At 64.7% G+C, this 24402-nt stretch carries 20 protein-coding genes; 13 read left to right on the forward strand and 7 right to left on the reverse strand.

Going from position 1 to position 24402, the window contains the following annotated elements:
* Positions 1-208: 208 nt before the first annotated feature.
* Entirely contained in the window at positions 209-4318 is a 4110-nt protein-coding gene (locus LO787_RS20045) for a glycosyl hydrolase (protein WP_232492748.1), read from the reverse strand.
* Between the two features lie 598 nt (positions 4319-4916).
* Between LO787_RS20045 and LO787_RS20050 the strand changes: the two genes are divergently transcribed.
* Entirely contained in the window at positions 4917-5480 is a 564-nt protein-coding gene (locus LO787_RS20050; RefSeq protein WP_232496377.1) for a DNA-3-methyladenine glycosylase I, read from the forward strand.
* 53 nt (positions 5481-5533) lie between these two features.
* Here the strand turns inward: LO787_RS20050 and LO787_RS20055 are convergent, their stop codons facing one another.
* Positions 5534-6286 carry an SDR family NAD(P)-dependent oxidoreductase gene (locus LO787_RS20055; RefSeq protein ID WP_232492749.1) on the reverse strand — a complete coding sequence of 251 codons (753 nt, stop codon included), beginning with the start codon at positions 6284-6286 and terminating at the stop codon, positions 5534-5536.
* A 123-nt stretch (positions 6287-6409) separates the two neighbouring features.
* Between LO787_RS20055 and LO787_RS20060 the strand changes: the two genes are divergently transcribed.
* Positions 6410-7318, forward strand: a complete 909-nt coding sequence (locus tag LO787_RS20060) for a LysR family transcriptional regulator (protein WP_232492750.1) — start codon at positions 6410-6412, stop codon at positions 7316-7318.
* Between the two features lie 65 nt (positions 7319-7383).
* On the opposite strand, the gene LO787_RS20065 is transcribed toward LO787_RS20060, so the two are convergent.
* Positions 7384-8034 (reverse strand): hydrolase, encoded by a 651-nt coding sequence (locus LO787_RS20065; RefSeq protein ID WP_232492751.1) that lies wholly within the window; start codon positions 8032-8034, stop codon positions 7384-7386.
* 106 nt (positions 8035-8140) lie between these two features.
* Here LO787_RS20065 and LO787_RS20070 point away from each other — a divergent pair, with 106 nt between their 5' ends.
* Positions 8141-9082, forward strand: a complete 942-nt coding sequence (locus LO787_RS20070) for a LysR family transcriptional regulator (RefSeq protein ID WP_232492752.1) — start codon at positions 8141-8143, stop codon at positions 9080-9082.
* A gap of 36 nt (positions 9083-9118) precedes the next feature.
* Here the strand turns inward: LO787_RS20070 and LO787_RS20075 are convergent, their stop codons facing one another.
* On the reverse strand, positions 9119-9856 hold the full coding sequence (locus tag LO787_RS20075) for an SDR family oxidoreductase (RefSeq protein WP_232492753.1): 738 nt from the start codon (positions 9854-9856) through the stop codon (positions 9119-9121).
* Positions 9857-9937: 81 nt separating this feature from the next.
* Between LO787_RS20075 and LO787_RS20080 the strand changes: the two genes are divergently transcribed.
* From LO787_RS20080 to LO787_RS20095, 4 genes are all read left to right on the forward strand, one after another.
* Positions 9938-10570, forward strand: coding sequence for a TetR/AcrR family transcriptional regulator (locus LO787_RS20080; protein WP_232492754.1), 633 nt, complete (start codon positions 9938-9940; stop codon positions 10568-10570).
* Positions 10571-10681: 111 nt separating this feature from the next.
* Positions 10682-12172 carry a glycoside hydrolase family 32 protein gene (locus tag LO787_RS20085; protein WP_232492755.1) on the forward strand — a complete coding sequence of 497 codons (1491 nt, stop codon included), beginning with the start codon at positions 10682-10684 and terminating at the stop codon, positions 12170-12172.
* A 204-nt stretch (positions 12173-12376) separates the two neighbouring features.
* Positions 12377-13462, forward strand: a complete 1086-nt coding sequence (locus LO787_RS20090) for a catalase family peroxidase (protein ID WP_232492756.1) — start codon at positions 12377-12379, stop codon at positions 13460-13462.
* Complete coding sequence (locus LO787_RS20095; RefSeq protein WP_232492757.1) at positions 13459-14097, forward strand: cytochrome b; 639 nt, start codon at positions 13459-13461, stop codon at positions 14095-14097. Before LO787_RS20090 ends, LO787_RS20095 begins: the two co-directional genes overlap by 4 nt.
* Before the next feature lie 17 nt (positions 14098-14114).
* On the opposite strand, the gene LO787_RS20100 is transcribed toward LO787_RS20095, so the two are convergent.
* Both LO787_RS20100 and LO787_RS20105 read right to left on the reverse strand, forming a co-directional pair.
* A complete protein-coding gene (locus tag LO787_RS20100; protein WP_232492758.1) occupies positions 14115-15764 on the reverse strand; it encodes an FMN-binding glutamate synthase family protein in 1650 nt (549 codons plus the stop codon).
* Complete coding sequence (locus LO787_RS20105; protein ID WP_232492759.1) at positions 15761-17470, reverse strand: thiamine pyrophosphate-dependent enzyme; 1710 nt, start codon at positions 17468-17470, stop codon at positions 15761-15763. Before LO787_RS20105 ends, LO787_RS20100 begins: the two co-directional genes overlap by 4 nt.
* Before the next feature lie 135 nt (positions 17471-17605).
* On the opposite strand from LO787_RS20105, the gene LO787_RS20110 reads away from it, so the two are divergent.
* A complete protein-coding gene (locus tag LO787_RS20110) occupies positions 17606-18802 on the forward strand; it encodes a DUF2252 family protein (RefSeq protein WP_232492760.1) in 1197 nt (398 codons plus the stop codon).
* Between the two features lie 10 nt (positions 18803-18812).
* On the opposite strand, the gene LO787_RS20115 is transcribed toward LO787_RS20110, so the two are convergent.
* Complete coding sequence (locus LO787_RS20115) at positions 18813-19223, reverse strand: acyl-CoA thioesterase (protein WP_232492761.1); 411 nt, start codon at positions 19221-19223, stop codon at positions 18813-18815.
* Between the two features lie 120 nt (positions 19224-19343).
* On the opposite strand from LO787_RS20115, the gene LO787_RS20120 reads away from it, so the two are divergent.
* The 5 genes from LO787_RS20120 (at position 19344) to LO787_RS20140 (ending at position 24391) form a co-directional block, all read left to right on the forward strand.
* Positions 19344-20465 (forward strand): zinc-binding dehydrogenase, encoded by a 1122-nt coding sequence (locus LO787_RS20120; protein WP_232492762.1) that lies wholly within the window; start codon positions 19344-19346, stop codon positions 20463-20465.
* A 212-nt stretch (positions 20466-20677) separates the two neighbouring features.
* Positions 20678-21052 carry a c-type cytochrome gene (locus LO787_RS20125; protein WP_232492763.1) on the forward strand — a complete coding sequence of 125 codons (375 nt, stop codon included), beginning with the start codon at positions 20678-20680 and terminating at the stop codon, positions 21050-21052.
* 14 nt (positions 21053-21066) lie between these two features.
* A complete protein-coding gene (locus LO787_RS20130) occupies positions 21067-22110 on the forward strand; it encodes a sugar phosphate isomerase/epimerase family protein (RefSeq protein ID WP_232496378.1) in 1044 nt (347 codons plus the stop codon).
* 77 nt (positions 22111-22187) lie between these two features.
* Positions 22188-23480, forward strand: a complete 1293-nt coding sequence (locus LO787_RS20135; protein ID WP_232492764.1) for an MFS transporter — start codon at positions 22188-22190, stop codon at positions 23478-23480.
* Positions 23477-24391 (forward strand): hydroxypyruvate isomerase family protein, encoded by a 915-nt coding sequence (locus LO787_RS20140; protein WP_232492765.1) that lies wholly within the window; start codon positions 23477-23479, stop codon positions 24389-24391. Before LO787_RS20135 ends, LO787_RS20140 begins: the two co-directional genes overlap by 4 nt.
* Positions 24392-24402: the final 11 nt, after the last annotated feature.

Raw genomic sequence — 24402 nt, forward strand, 5'->3', positions numbered from 1 at the left:
GGAGCGGCGATCAGGGCAAGGGCTGAAAGGGCCGCGTTACGCGGCGTCAACCTGCGCCGTCCCGCGCCAGGGCGCGGACGGAGCCGGGGGGGCATGCTCAAAATGAAAAATCTCTATTTCGTGTTTCTATCCGGGTGGAAAGGTTGCGCGACGCGCGAAGAGGTATTGCCCCTCCACGCGCCGCGCGCCTTCTCACGGCCTGATCGTGTCAGAACGCGCCTGTCGTTGCGGCTCCGTTGCCGACGTTGCCATTGCCATCAAGGTCGATCCCGAACAGGTTTTCGGCCTGCCCGATATTGTCCTTGTTGAACGATTCCTCACCGATGAAGTGACCGTTCGCGTCGAGGATCCACGCATAGCGGGCGTCCGAGAACGGGCTGGTGTCGAGCACGCGGATGCGGCCCTGATCGTCGGTGGCGATGGCGGCGAGGCCCCAGTCGTCGCGCTGCTGGCGCACGTCGCCCCAGCCGTCGCGGGTGACGGCAAGCGGGGCGGCCCCGTTCACCGAGATGTAGGCGGTGCCGCTGCGCTGGTCGACCATCAGGGCGTTGTCGCCATGACGCTCAACCACGCGATACGGCGTGCTGCCGACCATCCCGTCGCCGTTCATGTCCGAGCCGAAGATATCCTCGGCCTGCGGCAGCTTGTCGCCCGAGAACGTGTCCTCGCCAACGAAGTGGCCGGTATCGTCCAGGATCCACGCCCAGTGCGTCGATCCGGCGCTCATGTCGTTGGCGTTGCCGTCCATTACGCGGATGCGGCCCTGCTCGTCCCGACCGATGGCGAAGAGGCGCGAGCCGCGATCGAGCAGCACCGCATCATTCGGACCGCCACGAGTGATCGTCAGGCGGGTGCCGTCCTCCAGTTGGACGATGGCATGGCCGTTCGACGGATCCACCAGCAGGCGCATGCTGCCGTTGCGGGCGACGAACTGCAGCGGCGCAGCGGGGATCGCCCCGTCGCCGTTCAGATCCTTCTGGAACAGCGCCTCGGCTTCCGACAGGTTGGCCCCGTCATAGACCTTCTCGCCGATCCAGTTGCCCTTGGCGTCGAGCGTCCAGGCATAGCTGAGGCCCGACCCCGGCAGCGTGTCGAGCACGCGGATATTGCCATCCATGTCGCGCGCGATGGCCGAGAGCGACCATCCGCCGCGCGACAGCTGCGTCGCCTCGCCCGGGGTGTAGCGCGAGACCGCCTGCATCCTGCCCTCGCCGTCCTGGAAGTAGGCGATGCCGGTGCCGGTGTCGGTCAGCAGCTTGAGCGTCCTGTTCTGCGCCACGACGTTGAGCTTGCCGCGCAGGATGATACCGTCGCCGTTGATGTCGGTGCCGAACATCGGTTCCAGCGTCTGCCAGTCGTTGCGGTAGAGCGCCGCGCCGCCGCCACCGATGTGCAGCGTAGAATCGACCTTGTATGGATAGTAAGGCTCGCCGCCGTTGACCTGCCCGAGTACGACGATGTTGCCAGCTTCATCGCGGCCGATGCCTACCAGCACAGTGCGATCGTCGAGACGCAGAGACTGGCGTCCGCTACCCTTGACCATCGCACGCGGCGCCTGGCCCTTGATCGTGATCCAGGCCGTGCCGGTGGTTGCCTCGACCGATAGCGTCAGGTCGCCGTTCACCGCCACCGCGGTCAGCTGGAATTCCGGCGGATCGGTGGGCAGGTCGAGCGGCACGCCGTCCGGGCGATAGGGGATGTCGGGGTTCTGGAAGTCGACCACGGTCTTGGTGCCATCGGCCATCTGCGTGACCATGTCCCCGGGAGGAACAACCAGCTTCATGCCGTTCGAGAAAGTGACCGTGATCTCCTTTGTCGTCGGGTTGAAGGCGGTGTAGCTCATCGCGCCCTTCTTGTTGAAGGCCACCGCAAAGGCACTGTTCGACTTTACCGAAAGGTCGGGCGTGCCCAGCTTAACCAGCGTCTGGATCCATTCCAGAGTGTAGGCGCGCGATTCCTCGCCGACGCCGCTCTGGTACTGCGGGTTTGCCAGATAGTCGGCAAGCGCCGCTTCGGGATCGGCCAGCGCCAGAGCCATCTGGGTGCCGTTCATCCATTCGGATGCGCGATCGTCCTTCTGCAGCAGGTGCATTTCCGCCAGTTCGCGCAACAGTTCCTGCGGATAGCCCGCCATGAACAGCGAGCCGCCGTTGATCGGAGTGTACTGAATGCCGAAGATGTGTGCCGGATCGCCGTCGAAATAGTTGGTGAATCCGCCGCCGTGGCTACCCACGATGCCAAGAATCTCGTGATTGTAGCCGTTCGGAAACACCTTGTTGTCCACGTCCTGCCAGTATTGCTGGAAGGCGATGGCTTCGGTTGTGTGCAGATAGACGCCAAGGTCGGCGAGGTGCTGTTGTCCGGTCACTGCGCCCCAGCGGGCAAGCGCGCTGGCGAATTCGATCGCTTCCGACGCCGATTCCTGATTCGGGTTGTCACCTGTGCCGCCCGCCCAGCTATGACCCGCATAGGGATCGAAGTTGCGCATGAAGGCATAAGTCAGGTCGTTGCGGTCGTCGTTGGCAACGTCCTTGATCAGTTCGTTGACCATCGCACCCCACTTGCCCTGCGTCGCCCATTCGGGATCGAGCTGGGCGATCGTGGCGGCCGCATTGATGATGTAGCCGTAATGGAAATGGTGGTCGTTGATCTTGCCGTCGGATTCGAAATCGGCCGGATAACCGATAAGGGTCGCCCATTCCTTGTCGTAGACGAACTTGAACTTGTCTCCGTCGTCTGCGGTGAACCAGCGTTCAAGCTGCTTTTCGATGGCCTTGACGAAGACGTCTTTGGCCTGCCCGTAGCCGACCATCTGCGCCATCAGCGCCAAGTCTCCGAAAGTGGCGTTGGGGCGCGCTCCCCAATAGGTATTTCCTTCCAGCGGATTGGCCTGCGCCGAGAGGAATTTCTTGAGTTCCTCGTGGATCATCCCGATCAGCTTGTCGCGGTCCTGCGCCGAACCCACAAAGGGCATGATCGGCAGCATGGGCTGGATGTTCATCGAGGTGCTGAAGGTCTTGCCATCGGCCAGAAGCTTGATCTCGCCGCGCCCGGAGGCGTAGCTGATGGTGCTCAGTTTGTCGTCGGAATTAATGTACTGGTGGCGGTACAGCGCCATCAGCGGATTTTCCGAGAGGCCGGGGCCGGTTTCCATCATCTGAGTAGTAGCGGTGAAGGTGGTGATCAGCTTGCCGGTGCTGTAGTCCACCGTGAAGTCTGACTTGGTGTCCGTCACGAAGGCATAGGCGTGCTGGTGGTACTGCATCAGCGTGTCGATGGAACTGTCGGGCAGCACCGCGACGGAATAGTAGTCCTTGCCACCCAGGTTCGATACGATGCCGTGGTCGGTGAAAGTCCAGGTTGAACCCGACGGGCCGAAGATACCGTAGTTCTTGCCGTTTATGGTGACGCCCACCATGCCGTTCTGGTTATACCACACGCGGCCCGGGCCGGTGTAGCCGCCAACGCTGTTGCCCGGCTGGACGTGCGTGTTGTCGTAGGTCGGGTCGCCGACCGGTGCAAGCACCAGGCCCGATGCGTCGCCGCCGGCCTTGGCTCCGCCCTGCAAGTACAGCTTGCCGTCGATCACCATCGCGCCATCCTTGGCGCTGAGGTTCGAGAACGGAAGCTGGACGTAGCTGGACACGTCGTTGGTGCGCACCTGGATGTCGCCGTCGCCGTTGGCGCGCCACAGTTCGACCTTGACAGAGCCGCCCTTCATGTCGGCCATGGCGCCAGTGGCGCTGACCAGCTTGGTGTTCGAATAGTCCTGATCGCCCACGCCCGCGTCTGTGCCGTACCAGTCGTAGGTTTCGATGCGGTCGATTTTGCCGTCCCCGTCGAAGTCGTAGGACACGCGGAACTGCATGCCGTCGGCTACGTGCGCGCCCGCGTCGATCGGGAAGTTGAACTTCAACTGGCCGCCGCCGAACTTTCCGGTCAGGCCGGACAGCGTATAGGCCAGCGGGTTAGTGGGAACGTCGCGGCTCGGCCCGGTGTTCTGGTTGAAGTCGATGATTACGTCGTCATCGGACTGGCGCGTCACGTATACGAAGGGCATGCCTTGTCCCATCGTCGCGCGCATCTTGCCGTCCCAGTCGGCGGTGGCGGTCCAGTCGGACGCAGCGGCCATCTTGGTGCCGTCGACGTTCAGGCCGACCAGCCCCAGCGTCAGATCCGAATGGTAATCGTAGTCATAGCTGTTCTCGGTGACGCGCGGCGTGTCGGAGTAGCCGATATTGAGGCCATGCGCGTTCGTCTGGAAACCGAACGGATCTGCCTGGATAACGGCCGAGAACGGGCCCCATTGAGGATACATCAGGGAACTGAATACCGAGTTCGTCGGCGGCGCACCGACGAAGTCGTCGGTCAGTCGCGGCTTTACGGCATTTCCCTTGCTATCTGTGGGGCCCTTTGAATCCTCCGGGTATTCCGTAGTTATATTTCCTGAACCAACTTTGATAATTTCAGCCATGGCGACACGTGCCCAATATGGTTTTACAAGCCAGGATAATTAGAATTCACCTGAATTAACCTGAGTATTTTTTGTATTTTTATCGAATTTTATTGATCAATATACAGAATATGCACACCTTAAGGACTATGGAGGCGCGCCGTTAGTCGAATTACAGACCAACATCAATACACATACTGTCGCACATTCCACGAACCGGTGTTGCAATTCTCGCGCAGACAGAAATCTCGCGGGAAGAACCGGGGGAAAGCTATGGGCTCGAATGATCAAGGCGCCACGCGCAGCAGATCATGGAAACGGTGGGCATTTCGCCGGTCAGGGCCCCGGCCGTCGATGGTTGCCGCTGTTGGTTTGTGCGCTTTTGTTAGAGGATGTCCGGCCGGCCATCCGCCATGTCGCAAGCCGCTTCCCTCCTCGCGCCATCCAGCGCACAACGAACGCCATGACGACACAGACCGAACATCGCTGCTCATGGGCCGAAGGCGACGCCCTGATGCGCGCCTATCACGACACCGAATGGGGCGTGCCGCAGCATGACCCCCGCATGCTCTGGGAAATGCTGATGCTCGAAGGATTCCAGGCCGGGCTTGCCTGGATCATCATCCTCAGGAAGCGCGAGGCATTCCGCTCTGCCTTCGCCGGTTTCGATCCGGAGAAGGTCGCGCGTTTCGGCGAGAAGGATGTCGCGAGACTGCTGGCAGACCCCGGCATCGTCCGCGCCCAGGCCAAGACTCGCGCGACGATCGCCGGTGCGCGCATCTATTGCGAAATGGCGGAGCGCGGCGAGAGCTTCGCCGACTACTGCTGGTCCTTCACCGACGGCAAGGTGATCCGGAACCCCGGCAAGGAATGGATCGCGCATTCTCCGCTGTCCGAACGCATATCGAAGGACATGAAGAAGCGCGGCTTCAAGTTCGTCGGCCCGACGATCGTCTATGCGTGGATGCAGGCGGTCGGCATCGTCAACGATCATGCGGCCGACTGCTTCCGGCGCAACGCAACCTAGAAAATACCCCGCCGTCCCATCAGGACGACGGGGCGATGCTCGATGTCGGCAGTTCAGATCTGCGCGAAGCCGCCATCGACGAAGAGTTCCGCGCCGTTGACGTAGCTCGACGCATCCGAAGCGAGGAACGCGGCTACCTTGCCGATCTCGCGCGGGTCGGCGAGGCGCCCCAGCGGGATGCCTGCGGCCAGTCCGCTTTCGAAGCCCTGCCATTCCTCCTCGCTCGAAGTCAGGCCCTGAAGCCCCGGCGTCTTCGTCGCACCCGGCGCGATCACGTTCACGCGAATCCTGCGGTCCTTGAGGTCGAGGATCCAGTGGCGCGCGAAGTTGCGGATCGCCGCCTTGGTCGCGCCGTAGACGCTGAACGAGGGGAGCGCCCTGATCGCGCTGGTCGAACCCGTCAGGATCACCGAAGCGCCATCGCGCAGCAGCGGCAGCGCCTTCTGCACGGTGAACAGCGTGGCCTTCACATTGAGCCCGAAGGTGCGGTCGAACTCCTCCTCGGTGATCGCGCCGAGCGGCTGGAACGATCCGCCACCGGCATTGGCGACGAGGATGTCGATCGGCGCACCATGCTGCTGCACGACATCGTAGAGCCGGTCCAGATCGGCGAGGCTGGTCACGTCACCCTGCACGCCGACCGCGCCATGGCCGATCGCCTTGACGGCTACGTCGAGTTCCTGCTGGCGGCGTCCGGTCACGAAGACCTTGGCGCCCTGCTCCGCCAGTTCCTGCGCGATGCCGAGGCCGATGCCGCTGTTGCCACCGGTCACGACGGCGACCTTGTTGGTCAGATCATGGGTCATGTTCATTCTCCTCTTGATGGTCGGCGAACCTTCACCGTCCGATGAGAGGGAGAATAAATTCAGGACGATCTATCCTGTAGACGGCAATATTGACACATACCGTTCCATCGATAGAACGATGCCATGCAGGATCTGAACGATCTTCGATACTTCGATGCCGTGGTCACGAACGGTGGCTTCGCGGCCGCCGGTCGGGCGCTGCGCATTCCCAAGTCGAAGCTCAGCCGCCGCATCGCCGCGCTGGAGGCCCGACTGGGCATCCGCCTCGTCGAGCGATCCTCCCGCCGCTTCCGCGTCACCGACATCGGCCTCGCCTATCATGCGCAGTGCCAGATCGCGGTCGCCGCCGCGGAGCGGGCCGAAGCGATCGTCGAGGCCAGCCTCAGCGAGCCGCGCGGCACCGTGCGCATGTCCTGCCCGACGGGACTGGTCGCAATGGTGGCCGACATGCTGCCCGATTTCCTCGGCCTCTATCCGAGGGGGCACGTCCAGATCGTCGCGGTGGACCGCCCGGTCGACATCATCGCCGAGCGCATCGATGTTGCCTTGCGCGTCCGCACCCGGCTCGACAGCGACGCCGCGCTGACGATGCGCACGCTCGCCCACAGCCGCCGCATCCTGGTGGCAAGTCCGGCGCTCGCGAACCGGATGGCCGGACGCGGCGTGGACGTGCTCGCCACCCTGCCGACGTTGAGCTCATCGGGAGAGGATGGAGAAGTGACATGGCGGCTGGAAGGGCCGGAAGGCGCAACGCATGAGGTGCGCCACGTCCCGCGCCTGAGTTGCGGCGATTTCGGCGCGATCCGCACGGCGGCGCTTGCAGGCCTTGGCGTCGCGATGTTGCCCGACCATGCCTGCGCCGCCGAACTGCGCAGCGGCACGCTCGTCCACATCCTGCCCGAGTGGGCCGGCGAGGATGGCATCGTCCACCTCGTCTTCACGACCCGCACAGGCCTGCCGCCACTGGTCCGTGCGTGGATCGATCATCTGGCGAAGGGCTTCAGGGAGCCTGCGCTATTTGCGGGTCGTTGAAGAAGCCGCTGACTGAACGTCACATTGCAACGCGTGCAGCGGCATTCGACAACCTCCCCCTCTCGTCAGGCGTTAGTGGGCACCGGAGTGTTGAGCAGCTGCTGCTCCCAGAAATAGGCGATACCGCTGCCGGCGGAGTGCGGTCCGATAACCTTGTTCAGTTCCTCGGCGGATTCCGCCCGTGCCCAGTCGCGCTGCCACTCGGCGGCCACGGCCACCCACGTCATCACGTTGGCGCCAGCGGCGATCATGCGCTGAATGCCGACCTGATGCGCCTCGAGCGAGGTGCCACCCGAAGCGTCGGTGACGACGGTCACGTCCCAGCCTTCACCCAGGGCCTGTATCGCCGGCATCGCCACGCAGATCTCGGTCCACAGACCGGCGATGATGAGTTGCTTGCGACCGGTCGCCTTGACGGCGTCCACGACCACCTTGTCTTCCCAGGTGTTGATGAAGGTGCGGTCGATCACCTCCTGGTCGGGGAACACGTCCGTGATCGAGGGAAACAGCAGCCCGCCGCGTGCCGCGATGACGCTGGTCAGGATGGTGGGCACGCCGAACACCTTCGCCGCCTTGGCCAGCCCGGTCGTGTTGTTCACGACCATCTGCGGATCGTGGCTGTTCAGGTTGGCGAGTTGATAAGGCTGGTGGTCGATCAGGACGAGTACGGAGTCCTCTGGGCGAAGAAGGGAATCGAGGCCATTGCGGAAGGTCATGATGTTTCCTCTGCTGCCGTTTGGGGGATAACCGGCGGAAGACACGCGCCTGACTGGCGCTGTCCGGCAAAGCTTGCCCTTCCCGTTTTCGATACGGTAGCTTCCTATGGCGGGACACTGTGTCGCGCTTTGGGGAACGCCGCGCGTGGATATCGAGGAACTGCGGACGTTCGTGGAAGTCGCCGATGCCGGAGGCGTGACGGCCGCCGCGCTGCGCCTTGGCGTGTCCAAGTCGATCGTCAGCCGACGGCTCGCCCGGCTTGAGGCCGACCTCGGCGCCCAGTTGCTCGCACGCACGACGCGCGGGGCGGCGCTCACCGAAGCGGGCGCCATCTTCCGCGATCACGCCGCGAAAATCTGCGCCGAGATCGATATCGCGAGGGAAACGATACTCCCCGCCGGAGACTTGCGCGGCCGGTTGCGGATCGCTGCACCGCTGTCGTTCGGCCCGACGCATTTCGCGCCGATCATTGCGGCGCTGGCGCAACGCCATCCGCAATTGCAGGTCCATGCCAGCTACACCGACCGGTTCGTGGACCTGATCGCGGAAGGGTTCGACTGCGCGATCCGGGTCGGTCATCTCGCCGATTCCAGCCTGCTGGCGCGACGGGTCGGGTGGACCTCAGCCAAGTATGTCGCGACGCCGGACTACATCGGAAGGCACGGATCGCCCGAAACACCGGAAGAATTCGCCACGCACGAGGTCGTCATGCAGGGGACCGAAACCTGGCTTGCTGTGGATGGCGACAGGATCATACCGCTTAGGCCGCAGGGCCGCTTCAAGGCCGATAACGCCGTCGCCCTCGTGGCGGCGGCGCTCGCCGGGGTGGGCGTCGCCGGGATTCCCGAGGCCTTGATTGCCGACCATCTCGCGTCCGGCGCACTTGTCACGGTGATGGCCCGCTATCCGCCGCCCGACCTTGGCATCTATGTGATCCGGCCACCGGGGCAGCATCCCGAACGCAAGATACGCGTGCTCACCGAAATGCTGATCGAGTGCTTCGGACAGGCGGGCGAGGATGCGACGGGAGCGCGCGCAGCCCGCTAAAGGACTGCGCGCGGCTGAGCATTACCGCCTGGAAACTCAGGTCAGCGCGCCACCGTCGACATTGAGGATCGTGCCGGTGATCTGCCGGGCAGCGGGCGTCGCCAGAAACGCCACCGCCGCAGCAACGTCCGCAGGCTGGCCGTAGCGACCGAGCGGCATCAGGCTGCGCTGGAAGTCTGCGAATTCGCCCTCCTCCGGGTTCATTTCCGTGTTGGTAGAACCGGGCTGGACGAGGTTCACCGTGATGTCCCGAGGGCCCAGTTCCTGCGCGAGCCCGCGGTTGAACGACTGGAGCGCCGACTTGGTCATGTAATAGACGGTGCCCGTGGTGCCGACGATGCGGTCCGCACCTGCCGACCCGATATTGATGATGCGCCCACCCGCCTTGAGATGCGGGATCGCCGCCTTGGATGTCAGCACCGGGCCGCGCACGTTCACCGCCAGCAGCGCGTCGATATCCTCGACCGTGAACTTGGCTAGGTCGTTGTACCGCGCGATCGCGGCGTTGTTTACGAGGATGTCGAGCCCGCCGAGGACGCTGGCCGCCTCGTCCACCGAGCGCTGGATCGCCTCCGGGTCAGCGCTGTCGGCCTGGATCGCCACGGCCTTGCGGCCCTTCGCCTGCAGTTCCTGCACAAGTTGCGCGGCGCGATCGGCAGATCGCTCGTAAGTGATCGCGACGTCCGCGCCTTTGTCCGCAAGCGCGATCGCGATGGCGGCGCCGATACCGCGCGATGCCCCGGTGACGAGCGCGCATTTGCCAGCGAGTTCCATGATCGAATCCTTTCTGTGCTGATCGATACAGAATAGGTGTGTCCATTGCACCCGGACGTCAACCCATTTATATATCGATCGATGCAGAATTCCGATTCAAGCACCGAGGCCTGCGCCACAGGCCGTCGTGGGAGGCCAAGAGCCTTCGACCGCGAGGCGGCGCTGGGCGTGGCGATGCGCCTGTTCTGGCAGAAAGGGTACTCGGCGACGTCGATCGGCGACCTGACGTCGGCGATGGGGATCGGATCGCCCAGCCTCTACGCTGCGTTCGGATCGAAGGAGGCGCTCTATGCGGAAGCGCTCCAGCACTACACCCGCACCAACGAGACCGTGGCCTGGGGCGGGTTCTTCGCGGCCGCTACCGCGCGAGAAGCGATAGCGGCTTTTCTTGCGGATACCGCCGCAGGGCTCAGCGAGGTTTGCAACGGCTGCATGGTGACGTTGTCCGCAGTCGGTTCGGAGGGCCACCCGGAGCTTGGAACGCTCGTCGCATCGGCACGCAATGCGACGCTGACGCGCCTAAAGGATCGGCTGCAGCAGGGCCAGTCGGATGGCGAAATCGACGCATCGGTGGACATTCACGGGCTCGCCCGCTTCGTCCAGTCGGTCCAGAACGGCATGTCGATACTCGCTCGCGATGGTGCGAGCCTCGACGAATTGATGTCGGTTGCAGAGACGGCAATGCTTGGCTGGGATGCCCGTATCAGGGCATGAACACCACGCCGGCTCTTTTAATCATACGATAAATATGTTGTCGCTGTCAAAGATTGGCAATACCAATCGCTCCTCAGCCGCTCAAGGGATGCGGCACCGGGGAGAGAGACGATGCGTGCGCTGACGGCAATGACCATGCTTCTGGCCGCGACTGCCGCCCACGCCGAATGGCCGCAGGCAGACCCGCGCCCGGCGTTCCACTTCGCGCCCCAGCGCAACTGGATGAACGACCCCAACGGGCTGGTCTATTACGACGGCGAGTATCACCTGTTCTTCCAGTACAATCCCCACGGCGACCGATGGGGCCACATGAACTGGGGTCATGCCGTCAGCCGCGACCTGACGACCTGGCAGGAACTTCCCGTCGCCATCCCGGAAACCGAGGTCATGGCATTCTCCGGCAGCGCGGTGATCGACTGGAAGAACACCTCCGGTTTCGGCAAGGGCGGCAAGCCGCCGATGGTCGCGATCTACACCGGTTTCGATCCGAAAACGCGCAACCAGTCGCAGTATGTCGCCTATAGCAACGACCGAGGCCGCACCTTCACGCCTTACGGCAAGGTGATCGACATCGGTTCCACCGAGTTCCGCGATCCGAAGGTATTCTGGCATGCGCCGACCCGGCGCTGGGTCATGGTCGTGGTCAAGGCGGCGGAGAAGAAGGCGGCGTTCTACTCGTCCGCCGACCTCAAGCAATGGACGCACGAGAGCGACTTCGGCCCCACCGCATCGAGCCACAGCGTCAACTGGGAATGCCCGGATCACTTCGAGCTTCCGATCGACAAAGGGCGCCCCGGCGAAACCCGCTGGGTACTCAACGTCAGCCAGGGCGACGGTGGGCTGGACAACGGATCGGCCGGACAATGGTTCGTAGGCGCCTTCGACGGGCACCGCTTCACGCTGGAGCCCGGCTGGCCTGAGGCGCCGCATTGGGCGGACGAAGGTGCCGATTTCTATGCGGCGCAATCTTGGAACGAGGTGCCAGACGGGCGCCGCATCTGGATCGGTTGGGCCACGAACCTGCGGTATGCCTCCAACATTCCAACGTATCCCGCGCGCGGGATCATGACCATGCCGCGCGCGCTGTCGCTCCGGCGCGAGGGCACCGACTGGCGCATCGCACAGGCCCCGGTGCGCGAAATCGAGCAATATCGCGGCCCGGCACGCCACATTGCCGACCTGCGGCTCGGAGCCTCCCCCAAGGCGCTGGACCTCGCCGAAAGCGTCGACATGACCGTCACCATCGAGGCACTGAAAGCGACGCAGGTCGCACTGACACTCACCGACGCGGCCGGATATCAACTCGTCATCGGCTACACGCCTGCGACAAGGGAAGTCTTCGTGGACCGCACCCGCTCGGGGCCACATTTCCACGATGCCTTCGCCGCCCGCCACATCGCCACGCTGCCGCCGGGCGATGGCCCCATGACGATGCGCCTGCTCGTCGACCGCTCAATCGTCGAACTCTACGCGGCTGATGGTACACGAACGATCACCGACCGTTTCTTCCGCGGGCGTGGCCCTCTGCGATGGGAAGCCAGTTCGCAAGGCGGAGAGGCCCTAATCCGCAAGCTGGATGCCTGGCAATTACGCCCGAAATGAGCCAGAGCTAGCAGGGGTCGCCGTCGCCCGACCGATTGCCCTAACGACGGAGGCCACCCTTCCCTGCACCGCCTGTCGTGCAACAGGAAGCTGCATCGTGGCGGCTTGTCCGATCTGCTGAAACCGGCGAAGATCGCATGAGTGGCAAATCGTTGGCGGCCGATAATCCCAGTATCCGCGAACGGTGGCTGCAGGAGGACGAAGATGTCGTTTTCTCTCAAACCCGCGCGTAAATCGCTGGCCCCCTTCGCGCTGATCGCGGGCATCGCCGTCGTGCTCGTCGCAGCGTTTGCCTGGGCGGCAGGACTGCTCGGCCCGCAGCGCATCGACGGCGGGGATGTCGTCAGGGCGCTCGACGATAACGGCGGCAAGCATCCCGGCTATCGCCGCGCTCACGCGAAAGGGCTCTGCTTTCGCGGCTCGTTCACCGCCAATGGCGCGGGAAGCGTGCTGTCCGTCGCCCAGGCATTCAAGCGCGGAAGCTACCCCGTGATCGGTCGCTTCTCGACCGGGGGCGGCAATCCGCTGGCGACCGATGGCCGCAATGTGTTTCATTCCATGGCGATGCTCATCAGAACACCGGATGGGCAGCAGTGGCGCATGGGAATGGACCACACGCCGATCTTCCCGGTGGCCGACGTGGCCTCCTTTGTCGCGCTACAACGAGCGACGACGCCCGATCCCAATACCGGCAAGCCGGATCCGGCGGTGATGAAGCCGTTCCTCGCCGACCACCCCGAGGTAAAGGCTTTCCAGGCCTATATGGCAAAGGCGGTCCTGCCGGACAGCTTCGCCGGTGCGACTTACTACAGCATCAATGCATTCCGCTTCACGGACAGCGCGGGCAGCGACCGGCTGGTGCGCTGGCAGTTCATGCCCGAAGCGCCGCTCAACGGGCTGGACAAGGCGCATCTCGATCAATTGCCGCGCGACTATCTCTTCGACGAGATGATCCGGCGCACCGCTCGCGCCCCTTCGCGCTGGCATCTGCAACTCGTCGTGGCCAATCCGGGCGACGTGACCGACAAGGCGACGATCGCCTGGCATGGCCCGCACCGGACGATCGACGCAGGCACATTGACGATCACGAAAGTCGCGGCGGAAGAAACCGGCGGCTGTCGCGACCTCAACTTCGATCCCACCATCCTGCCCGCCGGTATCGGCCTGTCCGACGATCCGCTGCTCGCCGTGCGATCGAAAGTCTATTCCTCGTCCTTCAACCGCCGCGCCGCCGAAGGAGCAGGCCCCAGCGCGGTCGGCCAGACGCTTGCGCAGGAGAAGGCACGATGACCCACCATCCCGCCGATTTTCATCCCGCGCTGCGCGTGCTGCACTGGCTGATGGCCCTTATGGTTCTGGTCATGCTGTTCATCGGCGTGGCCATGGTGTCCACCACCGGACCGCTCTATCCCGAGCTGCTGGCGCTGCATCGGCCGGTCGGGATCGCGATCCTGATCCTTGTCGTCATTCGGCTGCCGTTGCGCCTCGTCACCGGTACGCCATTGCTGCCCGATGACCTGCCGCCCTTGCAGAAACTGGTCGCCAAGGCTTCGCATGTGCTGCTCTATGCAGCGATGATCGGAATGCCGCTGATCGGCTGGGCCATGCTGTCAGCAGGCGGCTATCCGATCGAGGTGACCAAGCGCATCAGCCTTCCGCCGATCCTGCCTCATGATCTGGCCGTCTATGCCTTGCTCCGGCAGGCCCATACCGTTGTCGCGCTGCTGTTCTTCGCGCTCATCCTCGCCCATCTCTCGGCTGCTCTCATGCACGGGCTCGTCCGCCGCGACGGCGTGCTCCGCACCATGACCGTAGGTCATGGCGGGCGCATCATGCCGGCCACGGCAGACATTCCGGCAACGACGGCCGACATGGACGCCCCGACAACCGAGGTCCGTCCTGCCGACGCGACCGATCCGACGTGAATCGCTGTCCTTGACGGTCAGGCGATCCGCCGGAAGGAACAGGGGTCAGCCTGAGCCCACCATCGCGCCGTCCGCGCATCGCGCGCTCCCGAGAGCAGTTCGCCCGGTTCGACGAAAGGATAGAGTTCGTCCATCGACCGCATCTCCACCGCACTGATGCGCTGGCGCAGGCCGTCCGGGGTGAACTGGTCGGGCGTGTCGAGGCCGCAGGCGACCACGATATCGTGCAGTGCATCCAGCGTGCTGCGCTGAAAGCGGGCGACCCGCTGGGCCTTCTCCGGAATGACGAGCGCGCGCTGGCGCGCCGGTGACTGGGTGGCGACGCCGGTCGGGCAGGTATCCGTATGGCAGCGCATCGACTGCACGCAGCCGAGAGAGAACATGAAGGAGCGGGCCGCGTTGCACCAGTCCGCCCCCAGCGCAGCATTCATGGCGATGCCTGCCCCCGAACTGATCTTGCCGGACGCGGCAAGCTTGACCCGGCCCTTGAGATTGGTGCCCACCAGCGCGTTGCGCGCGATGATAAGGCCTTCGCGCAGCGGCATACCGACCCGGTCCGACAGTTCCGTCGGCGCGGCGCCCGTCCCACCCTCGGCTCCGTCGATGACGATGAAGTCGAGCACGATGCCGGTTTCCAGCATCGCCTTCACCACGGCGAAGAGTTCGTGCGGATAGCCGACGCACAGCTTGATGCCGACCGGCTTTCCGCCTGACAGATCACGCATCTTGCCTGCGAACTCCACCAGTTCGATCGGCGTGGAGAAGGCGCTGTGCCATGGCGGCGAAAGGCAATCCTCGCCTTCCGGCACGTCGCGGGTCTGCGCGATCTCCCGCGTCACCTTGGGGCCGGGAAGCAGGCCGCCATGGCCCGGCTTGGCCCCTTGGCTGAGCTTGATCTCGGTCATCTTCACCGCGTCGTGCGCAGCCCGATCCGCGAAGCGCGCGCCGTCGAAACGGCCGTCGGCATCCCGGCAGCCGAAATAGCCCGAGCCCACTTCCCAGACGATGTCGCCACCATGTTTAAGATGGTACGGCGACAGGCCGCCCTCTCCCGTGTCGTGGTAGAACCCGCCGATCTTTGCACCGAGATTCAGCGCCTCGATCGCGTTGGCGCCCAGCGCTCCGAAGCTCATCGCGGAGATGTTGAGACGCGCCGCCTCATAAGGCTGCGCGCATTGTTCGGAACCGACATGTACGCGGGTATCCTTCGGCGCATTGCGTGACGGCGCGATGCTGTGGGCCAGCCATTCGTACTCGTCCGAATAGACGTCGAGTTCCGTCCCGAACGGATGAGCAGAGACATCGCCCTTGGCCCGCGCATAGACGAGCGCTCGCTCGTCGTGGCTGAACGGGCGGCCATCGAGATCGCTTTCGACGATGTAGGCACGCAGGAACGGACGCAGCCATTCGAACAGCCAGCGGAAGCGCGCCGATGCAGGATAATTGCGCCGCAGCGAATGCTTGGTCTGGAACAGGTCCACCAGCGAAAGCACCGACACGGGCAGGCTCAGCAGCAGGATCCACAGTGCGGCGGGATGATGGGTGCCGATAGCAATGGATGCCACCGTCCCGACCAGTGCCGCCAGCAGGAGCAGGTTGCGGGACAACGCATGGTCGCGGGTCAGCGCCGCGACGAGGCCGCTCGCCCCACTGGCAGAGCCGCTCATGGCAGCAGGTTGCGGATCATTCCCGCAACGTCCCGGCCCCGTCCGCCGAGGACCGCCTTTGCAGAATAGAGCGCCATTCCGGCCACCTGCCCCGCTTCGATCTTGGGCGGCATGACCAGTTCGAACCTGTCGGTGACGACATCCAGCAACGCTGGACCCGGCGTCTCCAGCCACGCCTGGACCGCTGCCTCCAGATCCTGAGCCTTCTCCACCCGGCGACCCCACAAACCCATGGCCTCGGCGACCCGACCGAAATCGGGATTGAGCAGGTCGGTATAGGCGTCCAGCAGCCCTTCGACCTTCTGCTCGATCTCCACGAAATCCAGCGCACTGTTGTTGAACACCGCGACCTTGATCGGCAGCTTTTCCTGTACTGCGGTGAGCAGATCGCCCAGCATTATGGCGAGGCCGCCGTCGCCCGACAGCGAGATCACGGTGCGGTCGGGGAACGCCGCCTTGGCGCCCAGAGCCTGCGGCATGGCGTTCGCCATCGTACCGTGGCTGAGGCTGATTACCGTGCGGTTGCTCCCGGTCGAAGCGACGTGGCGCAGGCACCAGACCATCGGCGATCCCGCATCGGCGGTGTAGATCGCGTCCACAGGCGCGGCGCGGGATATGACTTCGGCAAGGTACTGCGGATGGATCGCGCCGCCCTTGCCGACGGTCGCGTGCCTGCCCTGCCGTTCCTCCATCTTCTCCCGCCGCGAAAGGCAATCGTCGAGGAAGCCGCGGTCGGATCGCACGTCCACCCGCGGGCGCAGCGCCCTCAGGGTGGCCCCGACATCACCGACTACACCAAGGTCCACCGGATGACGCCGCCCAAGGTGCGTCCCGTCGAGATCGACCTGAATGATCGTCGCCTTGTGCGGATAGAACTGCCGCCACGCGAAATCGCACCCCAGCAGGAGCAGCGTGTCGCAGGACATCAGTGCGTGATAGCCCGCCTCTCCGCCGAAAATGCCTGTCATCCCGACGTCGAAGGGGTTGTCATGCTCCAGAAAATCCTTCGCGCGGGAGGTATGGGCGACCGGAGCCTGTAGCGCCTGTGCAAGTGCGACAACCTCGTCATGCGCGTCTTCGCAGCCCGATCCGCCATAGATCGCGATCTTCTTTCCCTGACACAGCAGTGCGGCGATCCGGTCCAGTTCGTCTTCGGCGGGCACCACGACCGGCCTTGCGCGATGAACCGTGAAGGCAGGCTCATCCGGCGCCTTGGCACTCGAAACGTCGGCGGGCACGATCAGCACCGCAACGCCGCGCCGGGCCAGGGCTGCCTGCGCAGCCATCGCGGTCTTCCTGCGGGCCTGCGCGGGCGTGCGGATTTCCTCGCAGAAGACGCTGCAACTCTCGTAGACGGAGCGGAAATCGACTTCCTGGGGAAAATCGAAGCCCAGTTCGTCCCGCACGATCTGGCTGGCAATGAGGACAACCGGCGCCCGGTTGCGGTGGGATTCGAACAGCCCGTTTATGAAATGGAGGCTGCCGGGACCGCACGACCCGGCGCATAGCGCAAGTTCGCCGGTCAACAGCGCATCCGCGCCGGCCGCGAAGCCGCCCGCCTCTTCATGCCGGACATGGACCCAGCGGATGTCGCTGGTGCGGATCGCGTCGGTCACATGGTTGAGCGTGTCTCCGGGCACTCCGTAGCAGCGGCGCGCACCTGCGGCCTGCAGCGTGTCCACGATCACCTGCGCCACTGTCGTCATGTCTGTTTCCCGTATGTGTCCTTGCAACAGAGGCGAAAGTCGCGAGCGGGTGGCCTGTTCCGCGCCGTTCCATGTCCTTTTCGCAACTTCACCTGCGCCCGGAACATGCGCGCGGTATTGCTCGTTCGTGTCTGCATGAAATTCGTCGTACCGGCAGATCGCATCGCCACCCTTCACGCCCGCCGCGACCTCAAGATGGCACGCTCCGCCCACGCCTACGTGCGAGGCAACACCGCGCTGTTCTATCGCTGGCTTGCCGAGGAAGGGGGCGAGCGCATCGTGCCGCAGGGCCCGGCGGTCTGGATCTGCGGCGACTGCCACCTCGGCAATCTCGGGCCGATCTCCAACGGCGACGGCAAGGTCGAGATACAGATCCGCGATCTGGACCAGGCCGTGATCGGCAATCCCGCGCACGACCTTATCCGGCTGGGCCTGTCGCTCGCCACTGCGGCTCGCGGCTCGGACCTTCCCGGCGTCGTCACCGCGCGCATGATGGAAGAGATGGTGGACGGCTACGAAGGCGCGTTCGCCGACCCGGACGGAGGGGAGAAGGCCGCAGGCGAGGAGCCCGACATCGTGCGGATAGTACGTCGCCGCGCCCTCGGCAGGAAATGGCGGCATCTGGCGAAGGAGCGGCTAGACGACGTGGAGCCGAAGATCCCGCTGGGCCGCCGCTTCTGGCCGCTCACCCCTGAGGAGACGAGCGGCCTTCGCGACATCGTGACGCACCGGCCGGTGAGCCGCATGATCCTCTCGCTCGATAGCAAGGGCGAGGAGCGCGGGCCAAAGATGCTGGACGCGGCCTACTGGATGAAGGGCTGCAGTTCGCTTGGACTGATGCGCTATGCGGCGATCGTCGCGCTGGAGGGCAAGGGCGAGGCCGACCACGCGCTCGTGGACATCAAGGAAGCAGTGGCGCCCATTGCTCCGGTCGCTAGCGGCGCCGTTATGCCGGACGACCCGGCCGAACGCGTTCTGGCTGCGGCGCAGGCGCTGTCCCCCTATCTCGGTAAGCGCATGGCGACAGGGCGGATCCACGAGCATTCGGTGTTCGTGCGCGAACTCATGCCGCAGGATCTTAAGATCGAGGTCGAGCAATTCTCGCGCGGCGAGGCGCTGAAGGCGGCACGCTACCTCGCCTTCGTCGTCGGCAAGGCACATGCGCGGCAGATGGAGCCGGACACCCGTCGTGACTGGGCGAGGACGTTGCAGCGAGGACGCTCCGCAAGCCTCGATGCGCCGTCGTGGCTGTGGCGTGCGGTCGTCGATCTCGCCGGGCGGCATGAGAAGGGCTACCTCGACCACTGCCGCGCGCATGCCCTGAACGCGTGAAAGACCCTGCCTACTCGTCGCCCTCGGCAGAGAAGAACCGCTGGATGACATCGCGGGCCAGACGCGCCGGGCGCATGGTGGAGGCATCGAGGCAGCACCAGCTCGACTTCACTTCCGCCAGCACTTCCTCGCCCCGCCGGATCACGGTTTCGTAGAAGGCGCGGGCGCCCTGCACTTTCTCCAGCAGCACCGTCGCGATGACGTCGTCTTCCAGAAAGGCGGGCTTGCGGTAGGTGATCTCGTGCTTGAGCGCGACCCAGAGATGCGTCGCGATTGCCTCCGTCGGCGCAAGCGCGCGCCAGTGATCCGTCACCGCCGCCTGCACCCACTTCAGATAGCTGGCGTTGTTGACATGACCCATGAAGTCGATGTCGTCCGGATCGATGCCGATCGGATAGCGATGGGGAATTGCCTGGTTCACGTATACGTCAATAGCACCTTGGAAGCGATCCCGGAAGCCGGGCTTGCGACCTCGGCGCCAACTTCTATGTCTGACGGGAAGGCCGCCCCCAACGGCCACATCCGAAACAAGGAATCGACCATGAGCCTCAAGGGACGCGAACTGAGATCCACGGTCGAAGGCGACCGACTCATCCTGACGCTTGAGGAGGTGGATATCGGCGATCCTGCCGACGACGAGATTGTCGTCCGCGTGGAGGCTGCGCCCATCAACCCGAGCGATATCGGCCTGCTCCTCGGCCCGGCGGATGTCGCGTCACTGGAACGGCTCGACAACGACCGCCCCGGCCTTTCCTTCCGCATTCGCGAAGCACGCCTCGCCTCAGTGGCCGGGCGAGCGGGCCAGTCGATGGCAGTGGGCAACGAAGGCGCGGGCACCGTCGTCGCGACCGGAAGTGCAGTCTCGTCGCTCATGGGCAAGCGGGTCGGGATGATCGGCGGCGCCATGTACGCGGACTATCGCCGCATCCGCGCCGCCGACGTGATCCCGCTGCCCGAGGATGCGAGCGCGGTCGACGGTGCCGCGATGTTCGTCAATCCGCTCACCGCGCTGGGCTTCGTCGAGACCGCCCGGCGCGAGGGGCACAAGGCCATCGTCCATACCGCCGCTGCCTCGAACCTCGGCCAGATGCTCCAGAAGATCTGCATCGCGGACGGGATTCCCCTCATCAACATCGTCCGGTCCGAGGAGCAGGCCGCCATCCTCAAGGCCATCGGCGCGACCTGGGTGCTGAACAGCAAGGACGCCGATTTCGCCGCGCGCCTTGCGGATGCGATAGAGCAGACCGGCGCGACGATCGCATTCGACGCCATCGGCGGAGGCTCGCTCGGCAGCGAGATCATGCAGGCCATGGAGCGGGCCTCGGTAAGAGGCATGGCCGAGTACAGCCGGTATGGCTCGACCGTGTTCAAGCAACTCTACATCTACGGCGCGCTGGACACGTCTCCGACCGTGCTGAACCGGCTGGCCTTCGGCTTCCAGTGGGGTGTGGCGGGCTGGCTTCTGTTCCCGTTCATGCAGAAGGCGGGCCCGGAAGTCGCCGCACGCATGCGGGAGCGGGTGGTGCGGGAACTCAAGACGACGTTCGCCAGCAATTACACGCGCACCGTTGGCCTTGCCGAAGCTCTGGAACCGGACGTGCTGCGCGCCTACGAACGCAAGGCCACGGGCGAGAAGTTCCTCATCGACCCGTCGCGGGGCTAGCGGGCCACGCACTCAATCACGTCACTAACTGCGCGCTAACGCCACATTAACGCGGTCCTATCGCCCGTCACCGGCTCGGTGCGGTGCTTTTCCTCGTGCTTCAGATCCTTGTCGAATTGTCGATGAGACGATCATTCAGCCTCTTGATCTCCTGCACGGTTTGAGCGAGTTTACCGGTAAATAATATTAATGGGCATGGTGGAGAGTCGAGGATGCGGAAGAAAGTCGGCATCGGCCTGGTAGCGCTCGCAATCAGCATGGTGGTCACGCCGGGATCGGCGCAGACCGCTGTTCCGGCAGCACCGCCCGCGTTTGCCACCTGTCGCGCCTGTCACAGCGTACAGCCCGGCGGAAAGAGCGGCATCGGCCCCAACCTGAAGGGCGTAGTCGGCCGCACCGCAGGCACCCTGCCCGGCTTCAATTATTCCCCCGCCGTCAAGGCCTCGAAACTCACTTTGGACGAAAAGGCGCTCGACGAATACCTCGCCGCGCCGACCAGGAAAATTCCCGGCAGCCGCATGCCGATCGCAACGCCCGATGCGACCAAGCGGGCGGCCATCATCGCCTATCTCAAGAGCGTGAAGTGACGACGAAGGGCGCGATGCGCGGCCCCGGCATCTTTTTGGCGCAGTTCATGGGCGATGCGCCCCCGTTCGACACGCTCGACAATGCCGCGCGCTGGATGGCGCAGGCCGGTTACAAGGGCATTCAGGTGCCCAGCAACGACCCGCGCTGCATGGATCTGGCGCTGGCGGCGGACAGTCAGGACTATTGTGACGAACTCGCGGGCCGCTGCCGCGAAGCGGGCGTCGAGATTTCCGAACTGTCCACGCATCTGCAAGGCCAGTTGGTCGCGGTGCATCCCGCCTACGATGCAGCGTTCGACAATTTCGCGCCGCCAGAACTGCGTGGCAAGCCGGCCGAGCGGCAGGTCTGGGCCGTCGAACAGCTCAAGCTGGCGGCGAAGGCCAGCCGCCGCCTCGGCCTCAAGGCGCATGCCACGTTCTCCGGAGCGCTCGCCTGGCCTTTCTTCTACGCCTGGCCGCAACGTCCGGCGGGTCTGGTGGAAGAGGCCTTCGCCGAACTGGGGCGGCGCTGGCGACCGATCCTGGACGCGTTCGAGGAACAGGGCGTCGATCTCTGCTTCGAACTCCATCCGGGCGAGGATCTGCACGACGGGCTGACCTTCGGCCGGTTCCTCGACGCGGTCGATGGCCATCCGCGCGCAAGCATCCTCTACGATCCCAGTCATTTCGTGCTGCAGGCGATGGACTACCTGCAGTTCATCGACATCTACCATGACCGCATCAGGATGTTCCACGTCAAGGATGCGGAGTTCAACCCGACCGGACGGGCGGGTGTCTACGGCGGCTATGCCGACTGGCTCGACCGCCCCGGAAGGTTCCGGTCCCTGGGCGACGGTCAGGTCGACTTCACCGGCATATTCTCGCGCCTGACCCAATACGGGTACGAGGGGTGGGCGGTGCTGGAATGGGAATGCTGCCTCAAGCACCCGGAAGACGGCGCGCGCGAAGGCGCGCCCTTCATCGCGGCGCACATGATCCGCAGGCCCGATCGGGCTTTCGACGATTTCGCAGGCGGAGGCGATCCCGCCGACAACCGGCGATGGCTGGGGCTCGGCTGATGCCGGCATCTTAGCCGACCACACTTGCGACATGTCCCGATCGGAAAGACCGACGGGATCAAGGGAGAGGAGCCGAAATGACGGGTATCAACCGGCGAAGACTGTTCTGGCTGAGCGTCCTGGCGCTATTCACCGCTTCGATGAGCGCGTCGTTGCGCGCCGCGGTGGCGAGCAGCCTGAAGGCGCAATGGATCGACCCGGTGGCGCCCATTTCCGCGGGTGAGCTGATCGGCGCGGCGCTCGGATCCGCCTTTCTCGGCTTCTCGATCACGGTCTTCGTGGTGAGTGCGCTGCTCGACAGGATCGGCATCCGGCAGGTGCTGATGGGCTGCGGCGCCATGTTCATGATCGGCACGACGCTCATAATCGGCGCCGGTGTCATGGCAGGCGGCATGACCACGTATCATCTGGTATGGCTCGGCATGCTGCTGAGCGGCATCGGCTGGGGTTTTGCCGAAGCGTCGATCAACCCGCTGACCGCCCGCCTCTATCCCGAGGACACCACGCACCGGCTGAACGTGCTGCACGCCTGGTATCCGGGCGGCCTTATCGTCGGCGGGCTGGCGGGCGTGTTCCTCGCGCCGCTGCTGCCCTGGCAGGCGATCATGGCGCTGGCCTACCTGCCTGCTCTCGGCGTCATCCTGCTGGCCGCGACCACCCGCTTCCCCGCCCCGCCCCGGACTGCCGGCGACCGTGGCACGAGGGACATGATGCTCGAAGTGTTCCGCCGCCCGAGCTTCTTCGTCTGGTTCGGCGCGATGTTCCTGACCGCATCGTCCGAACTGGCGCCCGGACAGTGGCTCGACGTCGCGCTCAGCAACCGTGTCGGCATGCGGGGCATCCTGCTGCTCGTCTACGTCAGCGCTCTGATGTTCGTCTTCCGCCATTTCGCGGGACGCATCGCTGGACACCTCTCCAATCCCGGCCTCCTCTGGGTATCGAGCCTGCTCGCCGCGATCGGCCTGTTCATGCTGTCGCAGGCGCAGTCTCCCGCTTCCGCGATCCTCGCCTCGACGGTCTGGGGTCTGGGCGTGTGCGCCATGTGGCCAACGATGCTGGCTTCCGTCGCCGAACGCTACCCGCGCGGCGATGCATGGGCGCTGGGTCTGGTCGGCTCGGCCGGTGCGCTTGCCAGCTTCTTCGTGCTGCCGCGCCTTGGCGAGATGTTCGATCAGGCCAAGGTGCAACTGGCAGGCGGTCCGGAGGCCTTCACCCGCCTCAGCGGCGACGCCCTTCGCGTGGTTGAGGATGCCGCAGCCTCGCAATCCTTCGCGCGACTGACTTTCGTACCTTTGACCCTGCTGATCGTTTTCGGCCTGATCTGGCTGTCCGACCGCCGTGCCGGTCGTCGCGCGGAGGCAGTGGCATGAGGCTGTCCCGCAGGACCATGATCGCCGCCGGGGTTGCCGCGGCCGCGACGCCCGGCATCGCCTCCGCTGCCGCCAGATCAGGCTCCAACGCCGCGCGCTTCTCGCTCGGGTATGCACCGCATGAGGGCAGCTTCGCCAGTCGCGGCGGCCTGCTGGAACAGATCGCCTATGCCGCCGACCAGGGGTTCCACGCCTGGGAAGACAACGAAGCGCGCAAGAGGCCGGTCGAGCAGCAGGAGGCGATGGCCCGCGCGCTGGCCCGGCGCGGGATGGCCATGGGTGTGTTCGTCGCCAGCATGCCGAAATGGGCGGATTTCCGCCCGGTTCTGGGCGGCAACGACGATGCCGACCGGGAGGCTTTCCTCGCGGACATCCGGACCTCGGTCGATATCGCCAGGCGGCTCAACGCGAAGCACATGACCGTGGTGACCGGCTTCATGGATCGCAAGGTGCCGCAGGACATACAGACCGGGCGCATCATCGACTGCATGCGGCGCGCCGGGGACATCGTCGCCCCGCACGGGCTGGTGCTGGTGATGGAGCCTCTCAACACCCGCACCAACCATCCCGGCGTCTTCATGCAGTCCATCGCGCAGGGCTATGCGGTGGCGCGCGGGGCCGACAATCCGGGCGTCAAGATACTCGCCGACCTCTATCATGAGCAGATCCAGTCCGGGAACCTGATCCCGACGCTGGAGGCCTGCTGGGCCGAGGTCGGCTACATCCAGTTCGGCGACAACCCCGGCCGCAAGGAGCCGGGCACCGGCGAAATCAACTACGCCAACATCGTCCGCTGGCTGCGCGCCCGCAACTATGGCGGCGTGATCGGCATGGAACACGGCAATTCGCTGGCCGAACGCGAGGGCGAGGACCGACTGGTCGCGGCCTATCGCGCAATCGACAAGACATGAGCGGGAGCGGA

The organism is Novosphingobium kaempferiae (genome assembly GCF_021227995.1).
In the GTDB taxonomy this organism is placed as follows: Bacteria; Pseudomonadota; Alphaproteobacteria; order Sphingomonadales; family Sphingomonadaceae; genus Novosphingobium; species Novosphingobium kaempferiae.

Excerpts from the sequence above, each read along its gene's own strand:
- LO787_RS20135 (WP_232492764.1), top strand. The coding sequence starts at position 22,188 with ATGACGGGTATCAACCGGCGAAGACTGTTCTGGCTGAGCGTCCTGGCG.
- LO787_RS20130 (WP_232496378.1), top strand. The coding sequence starts at position 21,067 with ATGCGCGGCCCCGGCATCTTTTTGGCGCAGTTCATGGGCGATGCGCCC.
- LO787_RS20110 (WP_232492760.1), top strand. The coding sequence starts at position 17,606 with ATGAAATTCGTCGTACCGGCAGATCGCATCGCCACCCTTCACGCCCGC.
- LO787_RS20090 (WP_232492756.1), top strand. The coding sequence starts at position 12,377 with ATGTCGTTTTCTCTCAAACCCGCGCGTAAATCGCTGGCCCCCTTCGCG.
- LO787_RS20095 (WP_232492757.1), top strand. The coding sequence starts at position 13,459 with ATGACCCACCATCCCGCCGATTTTCATCCCGCGCTGCGCGTGCTGCAC.
- LO787_RS20060 (WP_232492750.1), top strand. The coding sequence starts at position 6,410 with ATGCAGGATCTGAACGATCTTCGATACTTCGATGCCGTGGTCACGAAC.
- LO787_RS20050 (WP_232496377.1), top strand. The coding sequence starts at position 4,917 with ATGACGACACAGACCGAACATCGCTGCTCATGGGCCGAAGGCGACGCC.
- LO787_RS20085 (WP_232492755.1), top strand. The coding sequence starts at position 10,682 with ATGCGTGCGCTGACGGCAATGACCATGCTTCTGGCCGCGACTGCCGCC.
- LO787_RS20055 (WP_232492749.1), bottom strand. The coding sequence starts at position 6,286 with ATGACCCATGATCTGACCAACAAGGTCGCCGTCGTGACCGGTGGCAAC.
- LO787_RS20125 (WP_232492763.1), top strand. The coding sequence starts at position 20,678 with ATGCGGAAGAAAGTCGGCATCGGCCTGGTAGCGCTCGCAATCAGCATG.
- LO787_RS20065 (WP_232492751.1), bottom strand. The coding sequence starts at position 8,034 with ATGACCTTCCGCAATGGCCTCGATTCCCTTCTTCGCCCAGAGGACTCC.
- LO787_RS20075 (WP_232492753.1), bottom strand. The coding sequence starts at position 9,856 with ATGGAACTCGCTGGCAAATGCGCGCTCGTCACCGGGGCATCGCGCGGT.
- LO787_RS20100 (WP_232492758.1), bottom strand. The coding sequence starts at position 15,764 with ATGAGCGGCTCTGCCAGTGGGGCGAGCGGCCTCGTCGCGGCGCTGACC.
- LO787_RS20080 (WP_232492754.1), top strand. The coding sequence starts at position 9,938 with ATGCAGAATTCCGATTCAAGCACCGAGGCCTGCGCCACAGGCCGTCGT.
- LO787_RS20045 (WP_232492748.1), bottom strand. The coding sequence starts at position 4,318 with ATGTATCCTCAATGGGGCCCGTTCTCGGCCGTTATCCAGGCAGATCCG.
- LO787_RS20140 (WP_232492765.1), top strand. The coding sequence starts at position 23,477 with ATGAGGCTGTCCCGCAGGACCATGATCGCCGCCGGGGTTGCCGCGGCC.
- LO787_RS20070 (WP_232492752.1), top strand. The coding sequence starts at position 8,141 with ATGGCGGGACACTGTGTCGCGCTTTGGGGAACGCCGCGCGTGGATATC.
- LO787_RS20120 (WP_232492762.1), top strand. The coding sequence starts at position 19,344 with ATGAGCCTCAAGGGACGCGAACTGAGATCCACGGTCGAAGGCGACCGA.
- LO787_RS20105 (WP_232492759.1), bottom strand. The coding sequence starts at position 17,470 with ATGACGACAGTGGCGCAGGTGATCGTGGACACGCTGCAGGCCGCAGGT.